The 14045-nt window shown below is 46.6% G+C and carries 12 protein-coding genes and 1 tRNA gene; 6 read left to right on the forward strand and 7 right to left on the reverse strand.

What is annotated here, in order from left to right; all coding sequences use genetic code 11:
* Positions 1-229: 229 nt before the first annotated feature.
* Positions 230-694 carry a cytochrome c gene (locus tag A7981_RS02875; protein ID WP_067263756.1) on the reverse strand — a complete coding sequence of 155 codons (465 nt, stop codon included), beginning with the start codon at positions 692-694 and terminating at the stop codon, positions 230-232.
* 58 nt (positions 695-752) lie between these two features.
* A complete protein-coding gene (locus A7981_RS02880) occupies positions 753-2576 on the reverse strand; it encodes a methanol/ethanol family PQQ-dependent dehydrogenase (RefSeq protein WP_082889251.1) in 1824 nt (607 codons plus the stop codon).
* A gap of 329 nt (positions 2577-2905) precedes the next feature.
* On the opposite strand from A7981_RS02880, the gene A7981_RS02885 reads away from it, so the two are divergent.
* Entirely contained in the window at positions 2906-4807 is a 1902-nt protein-coding gene (locus A7981_RS02885; protein WP_067263763.1) for a sigma-54-dependent Fis family transcriptional regulator, read from the forward strand.
* 64 nt (positions 4808-4871) lie between these two features.
* Here A7981_RS02885 and A7981_RS02890 read toward each other — a convergent pair whose 3' ends face one another.
* Positions 4872-5756, reverse strand: coding sequence for a PA4780 family RIO1-like protein kinase (locus A7981_RS02890; RefSeq protein WP_067263764.1), 885 nt, complete (start codon positions 5754-5756; stop codon positions 4872-4874).
* A gap of 224 nt (positions 5757-5980) precedes the next feature.
* On the opposite strand from A7981_RS02890, the gene A7981_RS02895 reads away from it, so the two are divergent.
* The 3 genes from A7981_RS02895 (at position 5981) to A7981_RS02905 (ending at position 9272) form a co-directional block, all read left to right on the forward strand.
* Positions 5981-7738, forward strand: a complete 1758-nt coding sequence (locus A7981_RS02895) for a PQQ-binding-like beta-propeller repeat protein (RefSeq protein ID WP_088178041.1) — start codon at positions 5981-5983, stop codon at positions 7736-7738.
* A gap of 81 nt (positions 7739-7819) precedes the next feature.
* Complete coding sequence (locus A7981_RS02900) at positions 7820-8029, forward strand: hypothetical protein (RefSeq protein WP_067263765.1); 210 nt, start codon at positions 7820-7822, stop codon at positions 8027-8029.
* Between the two features lie 241 nt (positions 8030-8270).
* Positions 8271-9272: a hypothetical protein gene (locus A7981_RS02905; protein ID WP_067263767.1), complete on the forward strand. Its 1002-nt coding sequence runs from the start codon at positions 8271-8273 to the stop codon at positions 9270-9272.
* A gap of 203 nt (positions 9273-9475) precedes the next feature.
* Here A7981_RS02905 and A7981_RS02910 read toward each other — a convergent pair.
* Positions 9476-9552: transfer RNA gene (locus tag A7981_RS02910), tRNA-Met, on the reverse strand.
* 98 nt (positions 9553-9650) lie between these two features.
* Positions 9651-10736 carry a redox-regulated ATPase YchF gene (ychF, locus tag A7981_RS02915; protein ID WP_067263768.1) on the reverse strand — a complete coding sequence of 362 codons (1086 nt, stop codon included), beginning with the start codon at positions 10734-10736 and terminating at the stop codon, positions 9651-9653.
* A 253-nt stretch (positions 10737-10989) separates the two neighbouring features.
* On the opposite strand from ychF, the gene A7981_RS02920 reads away from it, so the two are divergent.
* Together A7981_RS02920 and A7981_RS02925 are read left to right on the forward strand one after the other, a co-directional pair.
* Positions 10990-11265, forward strand: coding sequence for a hypothetical protein (locus tag A7981_RS02920; RefSeq protein WP_067263769.1), 276 nt, complete (start codon positions 10990-10992; stop codon positions 11263-11265).
* 143 nt (positions 11266-11408) lie between these two features.
* Entirely contained in the window at positions 11409-12671 is a 1263-nt protein-coding gene (locus tag A7981_RS02925) for an HD-GYP domain-containing protein (RefSeq protein ID WP_067263772.1), read from the forward strand.
* 8 nt (positions 12672-12679) lie between these two features.
* Here the strand turns inward: A7981_RS02925 and pth are convergent, their stop codons facing one another.
* The gene (pth, locus tag A7981_RS02930; RefSeq protein WP_067263775.1) at positions 12680-13249 is read right to left on the reverse strand and encodes an aminoacyl-tRNA hydrolase; all 570 of its coding nucleotides are present in this window, start codon (positions 13247-13249) and stop codon (positions 12680-12682) included.
* A 93-nt stretch (positions 13250-13342) separates the two neighbouring features.
* A complete protein-coding gene (locus A7981_RS02935) occupies positions 13343-13966 on the reverse strand; it encodes a 50S ribosomal protein L25/general stress protein Ctc (protein ID WP_067263779.1) in 624 nt (207 codons plus the stop codon).
* Positions 13967-14045: the final 79 nt, after the last annotated feature.

A 14045-nucleotide genomic window follows, 5' to 3' on the forward strand; every position in this document is an offset into this window, starting at 1 on the left:
AGACTTTGGCAAACCTGCCATTCTTTTCTTTATTTGCGTTAAGTATCCATCATCAAGTTGCTGAGTTATAGCTTGCTGCTTCAGTATGCCAAAATCATCGACTGCAATAAATGGAAATAATCCAATTAGACAATTCCATATTTGTGAATTATTGACGCAAAAAAAACCAGACACTGGGGAGATGTCTGGTTAAGCCTCAACACAACTAGGGAGAGTGGAGTTTGGTTAATTACTTGGTTGCATTGCTACGTAAAAATGCGATGACTTTTAGTAACTCATCCGGGGTCAAGCCTTCAGAGGGGTCATCCGGCAACATCACGCCTTTGCCTTTTGCGCCCATGCCAGCGGCTGTACCACCCCAGATGGTTTCGAATATGCCTTGATCCGTAGTATTCTTGGGATAGTTCCAACGATCATCGATCAGGTTAGGGCCAACGGCACCTTCACCTTTAGCACCATGGCAAGCTGTGCAGCTATATAGCTGGAATATCTTTTTGCCCGCCTTGATCGCATCTGCATTGTCGGTATAGCTATTCTTGCCTGTGCTAAAGAATTCTTTAGCAGCGGGAGTAGCAATCAAATCAGCCGGGACTTTCAATGGCTTTCCGTCTATCGTAGATTTGAGTGATATATCCGCATGAGATATCGCGGGTAGCAGCGCTACCAATACAATTGATAAAAAACGTAGATTCATGGTGTAAGTATCCTTTTGATCAGGCTCCCTTGGTTTAGAAGGGAGCCGTTGATCTCATTTATAGGCTGAATACGTTCATGGTTCCGCCGCCTGGGGCAGCGTTCCACTTGGTAAGTTCTTTATAGCCGCCAGCAGCGCCAAGGCCGTCAGTTTCGTTCTGCAAACCAAGGTTCATCGCAACGCCCGCCCAGCCACCAATACCCGATAACACACCAACATATTGCTTGCCTTTGTGCGTGTATGTCATGGCATTACCCACTACGCCTGAACCTACTTGGAATTTCCAAAGCTCTTTACCTGTTTGAGCATCCAGCGCCTTGAACCAGCGATCCAATGTGCCGTAGAACACGAGGTCGCTAGAGGTTACAAGTACACCACCCCACGCAGAGAATTTCTCTTTGTTATACCAAACGGATTTACCTTTTAGTGCATCCCAAGCCATGAAGCCACCCATCACGCCTTCGGGGCCTGCAAACATAGTGAGTGTGGAACCTACCCACGGTTGCCCAGCGATGTATTTGGATTCAACTGGCTCGTAAGTCATGCAAACGTGGTTGAGCGGCACATAGAAAAGCCCGGTCTTTGGTGAGTATGCTGCCGGCTGTTCATCCTTTACGCCCAATGCTGAAGGGCAGATGCCTTTCGCGTTGTAATCCTGGTGTGTCGAATACTTAGGGTCTTTGTTAGGTACGCCTGATTTAAGATCGACACTCGTTGCCCAGTTGGCGAACTTGTTCATCTTCTCGGCTACCAGCAATGTGCCGTTAGTGCGGTCGAATGTATAAGCAAAGCCATTGCGGTCAAAGTGGGTCGCTAAGTTCTTGCCTTTAGCATCCCATAGGATGATCTCGTTCATGCCGTCATAATCCCACTCGTCATGCGGCGTCATCTGGTAGCCCCAGCGTGCCATGCCAGTATCCAAGTCACGGGCGAATATCGTCATGGACCATTTGTTATCGCCAGGGCGCACATCAGGGTTCCAAGTGCCTGGGTTGCCGGTACCGTAATACATCAGGTTAAGCTTAGGATCATATGAGTACCAACCCCATGTACCGCCACCGCCGTGCTCCCAGCCGTTTTTGATCGCTTGTGGTTTAAGCCATGTCTTAACGCCTAGATCAGACTCTGGAAACTTGAGCTTGTCTTTTGGTAATGCTTTGAAAGAACCACCTTCAGTATTGCCGCCGTTCACATCCTCATAAACAGAAAGTGCGCTGTAATGTGGGTTCTCTTTGTTAAAATTGGCACCAATCAATACTTCACTATCCGGGCCAGAGCTATATGCACGCCATGCCAGTGAGCCGTCTTTGATGTTGTATGCGCTGATGTAGCAGCGAACACCAAATTCACCGCCTGCACAGCCGGTGACTACCTTGTCCTTGAATACATGCGGTGCATTCGTGGTTGATGCACCTTGCTTGGTATCAACAACTTTCACATCCCACATCTTTTCGCCAGTCTCAGCATTTAGGGCAACCAATGTGCCGTCATTCTGCTGCAGGAATATCTTGCCATCACCGTAGCCTAAACCACGGTTTACGTTGTCACAGCAGAGCAATGCTTGTACTGATGGATCTTGCTTAGGAAAGTAAGACCATTTGATCTTCTGGTTTTCATTCAGATCCAACGCGTAAACGTTATTCGGGAACGCGGTATGAATATACATGGTGTCGCCGATGACTAATGGCGCACCTTCATGACCACGGTTAACGCCAGTCGCGAATGACCATGCAAGTTTTACATTGCGAACATTGCCTTTGTTGATCTGTGAAAGCTTGCTGTAACCAGTGTTGCTATAATCCTTACGTGCCTGTGTCCACTGGTTATCATCCTGCGTCAGCTTCAATACTGCATCATCAGCAAACGCTGAGAGCGATATCATACTGAGCAGGCTTGCGCCTAAAGCGACTTTTAATTGTTTGGTTTTCAAGGTACATCTCCATAGAATTAATTATAAAAACCGGGTTCTTTGAACCGCATGCATTACCATCTGCATAGTGAATATGGCAATCGTCATGCCAGACATTGTGGGGAAATGAGACAGTATTGCGAGAGCGGCTTCTGATAAGGCTATTAAGGCGATCTACCCGTTGCAGCAAGCTTGAAATAAGGGCTGCAAAATCCCCCTTACGTTGTATACCCGGGTGACAGGTGTTACATTAGGTAAACACAATTTAGACCTTAGCTTCATCTGCCCATAGGTGATTTTTTATGCTTGATCCATCAAAATCGGTTTCACAAGCCCGCAACGAATTCCTGACCAATGGTGAAGTGCGTCAGGGCATCGTCGCCGAGGCGATTCAACGTTCTTGGCAGCGCTGCCTCGATCACGGCTTGGATAGCATCTCTCCAGTCAACAGCGAACTGTTGACTCAGCATGAGTTCGAGCGCCGTTGCGACCAGAACCACTTGCTGCTTTCCTATGCCAAGCCAGAAATGGCGACGTTGAACGAGCAGATAGCGCATACCAGCAGTATGGTGATCCTGACCGACAGCGAAGGCGTGATACTGCATAGCTCAGGTGATAACTATTTTTTGAATGATTCGCAAAAACTTTCGCTGAAGCCGGGTAGTTCCTGGCATGAGGATCATCGCGGTACGAATGCCATTGGCACTGCCTTAACTGAACGTGCAGCGATCAGCGTGCAAGGCGCCGAGCATTTCATGGAGCGCCATCACGTATTGAGTTGTTCTGCCGTGCCTATCTTCGGCGGAGGTCGTGAGCTGATAGGCACACTGGATGTATCTAACGACTTTTTGCTGCCGCAGCAGCATACGCTGGCACTGGTAAAGATGGCCGCGCAGATGATCGAGAACAGGATATTCCGTGCCAGCCACAAGAGTGAAGTGGTACTACATTTCCATGCCCGCCCCGAGTTCATCGGCACCTTATGGGAGGGGCTAGCCATGTTCTCGAAAGATGGTCAGCTCCTTGCGATCAACCGGAGCGGTCAGTTCCAGTTTGATATTGATGCGCAGATGGGGGATATCCATTTCGACCGCATGTTCGATCAATCGCTCAGTGCAGTGATGTCAGGTGTCGGCGGCATCCACAATATGGTCTTTCCGCTCAGGTTGAGCAATGGTGCGCGCATATTCGCCAAGATGGAATTCGATGCGGCACTATCAAGCAATGCTTCTCAGCCGATAGCTCCAGTGATGGCACCAGCCAAACGTAGTTCGGCTGCTACATTAGATATGCTGGATAGCGGCGATATGCAAGTGAAGCAGGTGATCGAACGTATCAAGCTTGTACTGAATCATGATATCCCCATCCTCATTGAAGGCGAGACAGGGGTAGGTAAAGAGTTATTCGCGCGTGCGATCCATGATGCAAGTGACCGTGCAGAGGGCGCATGGGTTGCCGTTAACTGTGCGTCACTGCCAGAGGGGTTGATCGAGTCTGAACTGTTTGGTTATGAAGAGGGTGCTTTTACCGGCGCACGTCGTAAAGGTAGCCTTGGCAAACTTGAGCAAGCCAATGGTGGCACGCTGTTTCTGGATGAGATTGGCGATATGCCATTGCAGCTACAAGCCAGATTGCTCAGAGTTTTGCAGGAAAAATCAGTCACACCGCTCGGTAGCAGCAAGGCTAAAAAACTTGATTTCATGCTGGTGAGTGCAACTAACCAAAATCTGCGTGAAAAGGTGAAGTGCGGCGAATTCCGTAAAGATCTTTACTATCGCCTCAATGGTCTTGGTGTGAATCTGCCAGCCTTAAGAGAGAGAAGCGATCTTGATGCATTGATCAAGCTCATATTACAGACCGAGCACGTGCCGCATAAACAGATTTCTGCCGAGATCATGGCGTTGTTCAAGGTGCATCCATGGCCGGGAAATATCCGCCAGTTACATAATGTGGTGCGCACGTCACTTGCATTATCTGCGGGTAATGTAATCGATAAAAAGCACTTGATGGATGATTTTCTCGACGATCTCATGGCTGAGCCAGCTGTTACAGATACTGATCCACTATCTGCCGGTATGCTCACGGCTGAGATGGTGAGTAATGCGATGCAGTTTCATGCCGGTAATGTCTCTGCCGCAGCCCGCCAATTGGGTATCAGCCGTAAGACCTTGTACAGCAAGTTAAAACTGATGGGTTTGAATTAACATAAGTTATATAGCGGTTTTATTCTTAAAGCGTTTTGTTCGTAAAGCTACAAAGCCCGTCTAGTTAATAGGCAGGCTTTTTAACTTTCTTCTGGTCTTCTGCAATCGCCTCTTGAATCGCTTTCTGTTTTCTTTCTTCCGCTATCTGCACTGCACGTATCTCGCGCATCACACCTGAGACATCCGCTGATTTCTGGGTTGTCTGGAATCTTCCGGTCAACTGCGATTCTGGTGTGAGCAAACCGTGCTCATACAAATGCCATATCTCCAAACCATATTGGCTATTTAACAGCTGCGGGGAAAACCTGCCAAAATAGCTGGCAAGATTGCTTACATCCCGTTCGAACATGCTTTTCGCATTGTTATTTGCAGCAGCATCTACCGCTTGCGGAAGATCAATGATCACTGGGCCATCTTCGCCAAGCAGAATGTTGAACTCAGACAAATCACCATGCACGATGCCCGCACATAGCATCTTGACTACCTGTTGAATCAGCAAGGCGTGATAGGTAAGCGCATCTTCTGCTGATAGCTCTACATCATTCAACCTTGGCGCCGCGTTGCCATCGGCACCGGTGACCAACTCCATGAGCAGCACGCCTTCATAGAAGTTATGTGGTTTAGGTACTTTGATACCCGCCGCTGCCAGTTTGTAAAGGGTATCCACTTCGTGGCTTTGCCAGGCTTTTTCTTGCTGCTCACGCCCATACTTGCTGCCTTTTTGCATCGCACGGGCCTGACGGCTGTTTTTCACGCGACGGCCTTCCTGATACAAGGCATTATGCTGAAAACTGCGCTGTTCGACTTCTTTATAGACTTTCGCGCAACGCACTTCATCACCACAGCGTACAACGAATACAACAGCTTCTTTTCCGCTCATAAGCTGGCGTACGACTTCATCGATCAAGCCATCTTCTACCAGCGGAGCGAGTCTTTTGGGGATTTTCATAGTGCATATTGTAGCTGGTATTTGGCTGTTTTAAGGTGTCAGTCAGCGGTTGCATCTAGCTTTTTATGGATAGTTTTAATCACTTATCTTTTGCCTGCCATTATGTATACTGAATGCTTGCGCAATCTATGCTTTTCATTTAACTATCTAAATCATATAAGCCAATGAAAAACCCCTTGATTGGAAAGCTATTTTTAGCGGTGCTCTTTATTGGGCAAGTCGTTATGTCAGGGTGCACACAATCCCCTCCTAAACATGATGCAACAACCGCTAGCATCGTAAAACCTTCCAATAAAGATTGGCCCAGTTTTGGCCGTGATTATTCTAACCAGCGCTTTTCACCACTAGCGCAGATCAATCGTGACAATGTTAAAGCCTTGGCACAAGCTTGGATTTATAAAAGCGGCGTCACTGCCAGTTTTCAGGCAACCCCTATCGTGGTCGATGGTGTCATGTATCTCTCGCTGCCATATAACCATGTAGTCGCGCTGGATGCTAAAACTGGCAAGTTGTTATGGCGTTATGAACATCAGCGCCGCAAAGATTGGAAGATGTGTTGCGGCCCCGCAAATCGTGGTGTGGCTGTTGGGTATGGCAAAGTATTCATCGGCACGGTAGATGCCCGCCTGATCGCGCTAGATGCCAAGACAGGTAAGATCGTTTGGGATATCGATGCTGTGGATAATGCAGTCACGACTGAGGGGCAAGAGTCTCTCAATAGTAATGACCCGAATAGCCACGCCAAGACAACAGGCGGCACAGGGATTGGCATTGCCATGGCACCTGTGGTTTATCACGGTAAAGTCATCGTCGGCATCACCGGTGTCGGCTATGGCCTGCATATCGATAATCCACATCCAGATGCACCACTTGGCGCGGTCATTGGTGTTACTGGCTTATATGGTCGGCCTGGTTTCCTGGCTGCGTTCGATGTGAATTCCGGCAAACGTGTATGGCAATTTGATACTATCCCCACCCAAGGTTGGGAGGGCGATTTTGTCACCAAAACGCCAGATGGTGTGGCGCTCAATCGTGATGTAGCGACTGAAAAAGCCAAGCTTACCGAATACCCGGATGCCGCACGCTTTGGTGGTGGTTCCGCATGGACAACACCCGCAATCGACCCAGTCTCAGGTCTGCTTTATTTTGGTACAGGCAACCCTTCGCCGCAGATGAACGATATCTCTCGCCCAGGCGATAATCTCTACACTGTGTCTTTGGTCGCGCTGGATGCCGATACCGGCAAGCTGCGCTGGCATTATCAGCAGGTACCGCATGATCTATGGGGCTATGATCTGGCAAGCCCGCCTATCCTGTTCAATCTGCATCGTGATGGCAAAGATATCCCCGCCGTTGGTCAAGCAGGTAAAACGGGTTGGTTCTACGTGAACGACCGCTTAACCGGCAAACTGCTGCTCAAATCCGATGCTTTCGTCCCACAATCCAACCTATTTGCAAAACCAACATTAGAAGGCACGCGTTTATATCCCGGCATTCTCGGTGGCTCAAATTGGTCACCAGCAGCAATTGATGAAGTCACGCAAAATGCCTATGTCGCAGGTTTGCATGCGCCTGTAAATTACACGCTGCATGAAACACCTGCAACAGCCGATAAGCCCGCAATTCGTTACGCCAGTTCAGAGCTGGCTGATGAACCGCGTTGGGGGGTGTTAAGTGCAATTGACCTAAGCAACGGTAAAATCCGCTGGCAATATAAAACCGATCAGCCTTTAATCGGTGGTGTACTCGCCACGGCTGGTGGATTGTTATTCAGCGGAGAAGGCAACGGAAACTTTGATGCCTACGACACCACAACAGGCAAGCTATTATGGCAAACCAAATTTGATGCTGGTGTGAATGCGCCACCTATTACCTATGAGATCGACGGTATTCAATATATTGCAGTCGCAGCTGGTGGTAATGCCATCTTCGGCTATAAGCAAGGCGATAGCATTGTTGTTTATGCCTTACCTAAACGATAATGCTGAGCCTGTATTGAAATGCCATGACTTTTGCAAGGTTGCTCGGCTCACTATCACCATGAATAAATCACTGGAGACTATATGAAAAAAATCAAGAAACTGTTGTTCTACGGCTTCGGTGCTGGCGGCTTGGCTTTTCTAGCCTATCTAGTCATTTATGCAGGCATTATCTTTGCCTATTTATCAGCACTCTATATGGATGTAAGAGACGGCAATTTCTTGTGGTTTGTGGTCGACTTCTTTATTCCACCTATTGGTGTTATCCATGGGATAATACTATTGCTTTCATAGGCTTAGTCCGTATTTTTAGTCAAAGGTTAAGGGGCTTGCAATGAAAAAACGTATGGTGGCATTACTGATTGAGTCGCTTTCAAGTGTGCCTATGATGGTATCCAACTGACATCACCAAGAAAAATATTCAAGCTTACATGTGTACGATATGTTTAATTTACTCATAGCAGCTCCTATATCATTAAAGATTAGAAAAATAAAAAATAATCTGATTTAGATTCCGCTTTATAGTGTGTAAATCATGACCAAGCCAATAAGAAAAAGAGATGCAGCAGGTGGTTTTGAATTAGAGGGTGGAACAGGTGGCGTCACTGCATTTTGCAGTATGGGTGATGTTCTGGAAGCTTATAAAGTGGATAGGACATTTAGAATTAAAAGCCCACAGTCCATTGACCCTGAAGATTCAAATCCTGATGCACCTTGGGTAATAGCTCCTAGCTCTAAGGTAGGGAGTGGAAATTCAATTGTAGCGAGAGTATTGCTTCAGTCCGAAGAAATACTAAAAACGCTTATGTTTGAAGATACCTCAAAAGACAAGCTCCCTATTTTAATTCATATGCATTCATGTAAAGAGTCTCTGCTGATATGTGAATCCAATGCCAACAAGATAATTGACCAGATAGATTCTATTATTGAGCTAATAAACAATAATGGTTTAACCAAAACACAGGGCGGTAGGGGCATTAATCCCTTTCCCCAAGTGGATGGCTTAGAAGAAGCTTGTAGTACATTTTTGATCAATGCTAATAAGTCTGTCAGATTGATGAGTGCGATTCCTCAAAAGTTTTTTGGATTGTCTGGCACCATTAAGAATTTGGAAATATTACACAAGAAGCTTGTCGAAAGATTTGGTGAGAGCCACCATCTCTCAGAATTTGTAAGAGATAACAGTGGATTTAGTAAATGGTTGATTGACCTACGAAACTTCCATGAACATGCCGATTTATCACGAACAGTATTTACTAATTTTGAGATTACCCCTGCGGGCTTGGTTAGAACACCAACATGGGGTATTGAAGGCGAAGTTGTTAAAGGTCCATTAGCATTAAGGGGTGAATTAGTCTATGCCTTGGAGTATCTTATGATTACCATAGAAGCCATATTCCTTCACTGTGTTCAGGCAAGCCTAACTCCAAACTTGCCTTGGGTTATTTACCCCACACCAGATGAAGAACTGGATATCACTAATCCAATCAAATTTAGATTAACTTTAGATCATACTAAGATGAATTTTCCTGAATAGATTCAAAGCTGAGTGATAGAGCTAGAGCCATTAAACAAACAATCAGATTAGTAGCTCACAGAATACCAAATAAAACCAATTAGGATACAGTTTGAAAGCACCGCTAGAGCTCTTTGGCTGGTTTATGTAACTCATTTTGCTCCATATGGATAAAAAGACAAAAGGCTTACAAAGCTGCAATGCCCTGTAAGCCTTATGTTTATTGGTGGTGATGGGGGGACTTGAACCCTCGACCCCAGGATTATGAATCCTGTGCTCTAACCAGCTGAGCTACATCACCGGGGAAATCTTCTGATTAAATCTCTGGATTTAATCAAGCCCGCCATTCTATTGTTTTGAGGGGGTATTGTCAAAAACAACTGCGGTTTTCAGCAATATCTAGACATTAAACAAGAAGTGCATCACATCGCCATCCTGCACGATGTAGGTCTTGCCTTCCAGCCGCATTTTGCCGGCTTCTTTAGCGCCTTGTTCGCCTTTGTGGGCGACATATTCGTTATAGTTAATGACTTCAGCACGAATAAAACCGCGTTCAAAATCTGTGTGGATGACACCAGCGGCTTGCGGGGCGGTGGAGCCTTTGCGGATAGTCCATGCGCGTACTTCTTTTACGCCCGCGGTGAAATATGTTTCCAGACCGAGCAAGCTGTAGGCCGCACGGATAACGCGGTCTAGGCCGGGTTCATCCAGCCCTAGTTCGGTTAAGAACATGGCTTTATCTTCATCTTCAAGGTCGGAGATTTCGGCTTCGATCTTGGCGCAGATGGAAACAACAGGTGCGCCTTCTGCTTTGCCGAGGTTGGCGACTTGATCAAGTAATGGGTTATTGTCGAAACCGGATTCGTCAACATTGGCGATATACATCACAGGCTTGACGGTGATCAGGCATAAAGGCTTGATGATTGCCAGTTCGTCTACATCAAGACCGAGTGTGCGGACAGGGTTGCCTTGATCTAACCATTTCTCGATTTTTTCGAGCACGGCAGAAAGTGCGATGGCTTCTTTATCGCCGGATTTGGCTTTTTTCTGTTCGCGTTGCAAAGTCTTTTCGACTGTTTCCATATCGGCCAGCGCGAGTTCTGTATTGATGGTTTCGATATCGGCCAGAGGATCAACCTTGCCAGCAACGTGCACCACATTGCCATCATCAAAGCATCGAACTACGTGCGCGATTGCGTCGGTTTCACGAATATTCGCAAGAAACTTATTGCCTAAGCCCTCACCTTTGGAAGCACCTGCAACAAGACCTGCAATATCGACAAACTCAACGATGGCAGGCTGAATCTTTTGCGGTTTGACGATATCGATGAGTGGTTGTAAACGGGTATCCGGTACCTCGACAATCCCTACATTCGGTTCGATAGTACAGAAAGGGTAGTTTTCTGCTGCAATGCCAGCTTTTGTGATGGCATTGAATAAAGTGGATTTACCTACGTTAGGCAGGCCGACGATTCCGCATTTCATGTGAGTGATTAACCTTTAAGATATTGCACCAGCAGCTACCTTTATTTCGTACTTTGATTGAGCTGGATGGTAAGGATAAACTTGGCAAAATACTTCGTATTTGTGAGGTTTTGCCTGATATTTATCAGAAAGCGTTATTGTAACCTTCTACGATGTTTTACTACAAAGAGTATCAACGCACATATAGTTTGAAATAGTGGGTAAATTCAAACTAATATACGATTAAGACTATCAAAATTAAAAAGGAAGCATCATGGAACTTGAAGTCACTTGGGGTAGGGCGATTCGTGTTTGGTGGGCATATGTCTGGCGAAATATTATTGCCATCATTGTGGCGATGCTTATCGGTGCAGTGCTTGGTGCTATTCTCGGTGCAATCATGGGGGCGCTGCATGTTCCACTAGAAACGATCAAGATTATTGTGACGCCTATCGGGGTGATCTTAGGTTTTGCGATTTCAATCGTGCCTATCAAGTTGATATTAGGTAAGGATTTTGGTGAGTTCCGCCTAGTATTAATAAAAAAATGAAGGTGATGAGATTAACGGGCCCATTAATGTCCATGCCTGTTTATGTCTAGGCAAACGAATCGCCGAAACAAGATGGCATAGACAGGCTAAATCTTTTTACTTAAAGAGTCGGTTTTTCGCTACTACGTGAGTATAAAAATACAATGAGCGATCACGATACAGAAGTCGATCACTATCTTAAAGCGGTCACAGATCTAGGGGATACACATGAGATCGTGGCCGATAAGGATATCTATTCTGAAAACGGCACCAAGCTTGTAGCCGCTGGCATCAGGATCACCAGTAAGCTTTATGAAAAGCTGGTTGATCATAAGCTGCAATTGCCTCTTGATATGTCTTTGTCGGCCGACCCGACGGTGGGCATTGCTTCGATCATCGCAGATATTGAGGCGATGGCTGATAGTAATCCTATGCTTAAGCATGTTTGCGACGAATTTGGCAGTAGCTATGATCTCAAGCAGATGATTGCAGACATCAGGCTACCAGCCCCTATGTTTTTCAGGCTGACGGTATCGAAAGAGAAATTCCCCAGTGTCTATGAGCGGGGATTATCCAGTGTCGTGCTGGCCTTGTTTGTTGCCCATTGTGAGAAAATGAATGATCAGGATGCCCAGTCGATTGCGATTGCGGCCTTATTCCATAACATCGGCATGATGCATGTGGATCCTACCATGTTGGCACCTGCTTATGTCATGAGCAGTATCGAGCGCCGTCATATTTATGCCCATCCCCTGACTGCTTACATGCTGATCAAGCAATTTTCTGAGTTGCCTAAAAACATAGCTGAGGCTGTGTTAGAGCATCATGAGCGTATGGATGGGAGAGGTTATCCGCGCGGATTAACGGCTGAAAAAATTAGCCGATGTGGCCAGATACTAGGCGTGGCAGTTGTTGCTACCAAAGCGTTTGAGTCAGCAAGGACTGAAGAACTTGAAAAGCTTAAAGTGACCCTAAAAGTCAATGCACGTCAGTATGGAAATGGTTTGATTGGGCATATTGTGCGTGTGATCGACCAGATTGATTCCGGAACGGGCAGTTCAGGCAGCTTAGGCCAGCTCTCAGAAAAGATGACGCTCATCGCGAATGTATTTGATGCGTTTAATTTAGTCGCTGATGATGATTCAGAAGATGACGAGATACTCGAGTTCACCAAACAACGCATGATGCGTTTGAGAGTGGATTTTTTAGATGTTGGGATTGATCTCAACAATATTGAAACATCCGTTCAGGTGTTTGAAAGTGACCCTGAATTGGCGCATGAATACATCCCGCTCGTTAATGAAGCTATCTGGCAGCTGAAGTCTATTCTGCTTGAGATATCACGCCGATGGACACATGAATTCGAAGTGGCGATGCTTGATGATGGATGGTTAAGTAAGCTGCAGTCCCTACTGCTTGCGAAATAAACCGTAGATTATTTTTTAGTGTGCAGCTTAAGCATCGCTGCCTCAAACTCACCTTTCAGTAGTGAGTCGAGTAGGGGCGCGCTGTCATCGATTGAAAATTCTATCAATTGCATCTCATTTTTTGATGGGGCATGCAGTACGAAGTTGATGACTTCATTTCTATCCCCCGGGTGACCAATACCTAGGCGTAGGCGCCAGAATTCATTTGTCCCTAATTGTGCTGCGATATCTTTAAGACCGTTATGCCCGCCATGTCCGCCGCCTTTTTTAAGCTTGGCTGTGCCGGGCGGAATATCCAGCTCATCATGGATGACCAAAATGGACTCTGGTTCGATCTTATAAAATTTGGCAAGGGCGGCGACAGAGCGTCCGCTGGCATTCATAAAGGTTGTGGGTTTAAGTAGCCAAGCCTCGTTACGAAGTTTCCCCGCATAGCCAAATAACTTGGATTCATTCGCAAGTTTGCTATTGGTAATCGCGGCGACGCGGTCAATCCACCAGAAACCAGCGTTATGCCGTGTATCTTCATACTCGTTGCCGGGATTGCCCAAGCCTACAAAAAGTTTAATGCCGTTCATGTCAGTAGAGTGTCATCCTGAAAATAAAAAACGCGTGCCCCATAATGCCATAAATGGCTGGGACACGCGTTTTCAAGACGCTAGCCGTAGAGCTTACTCTGCAGCTGGCGCTTCTGGAGCAGATGCTTCGTCAACATCAGCAGCACCGCCACGAGTCTTAGCGATCGTTGCAACAGCAGCATCATTGCCGTGTGTCAGTTGAACGAATTCAGCACCCTTAGGCAGTTTGATTTCAGACAAGTGGATAGAGTGACCAGCATCCAGATTTGCCAAGTCGATTTCGATGAATTCTGGCAAGTCTTTAGGCAGGCAGCTAACATCAGCTTCTGTCAGGATGTGTGCGACGATGCCACCACCAATTTTCACACCTGGTGCAATTTCAGCATTGATGAAGTGGAAAGGCACCTTCACGTGAATCTTCTCAGTCGCGCTTACGCGTTGAAAGTCGATATGCTGGATGTTGTTGCGAACAGGGTGCAATTGGTAGTCACGTACTAATACGGACTCTTTCTTGCCATCCAGATTCAGCGTCAGGATAGAAGCATGGAACGCTTCATGGCGGAACTCAAGGAACAGCGCCTTGTGGTCGAATTCAAGGCTAACTGCATCTTGGTTTGCACCGTATACAACACCAGGTACTTTGCCTGCGCGACGAAGGCGGCGGCTCGCACCCGTACCTTTTACATCGCGCTTAACGGCGGTAATTTCAATAGTCATTTTACTACTCCTAATTTATCTGCCAGAAATCCAAATTGGGGGTTTCTGACTTCGGGTTACCTGTTATCCGCGACCAGAT

The organism is Methylovorus sp. MM2, from assembly GCF_001648895.1.
Classification (GTDB): domain Bacteria; phylum Pseudomonadota; class Gammaproteobacteria; order Burkholderiales; family Methylophilaceae; genus MM1.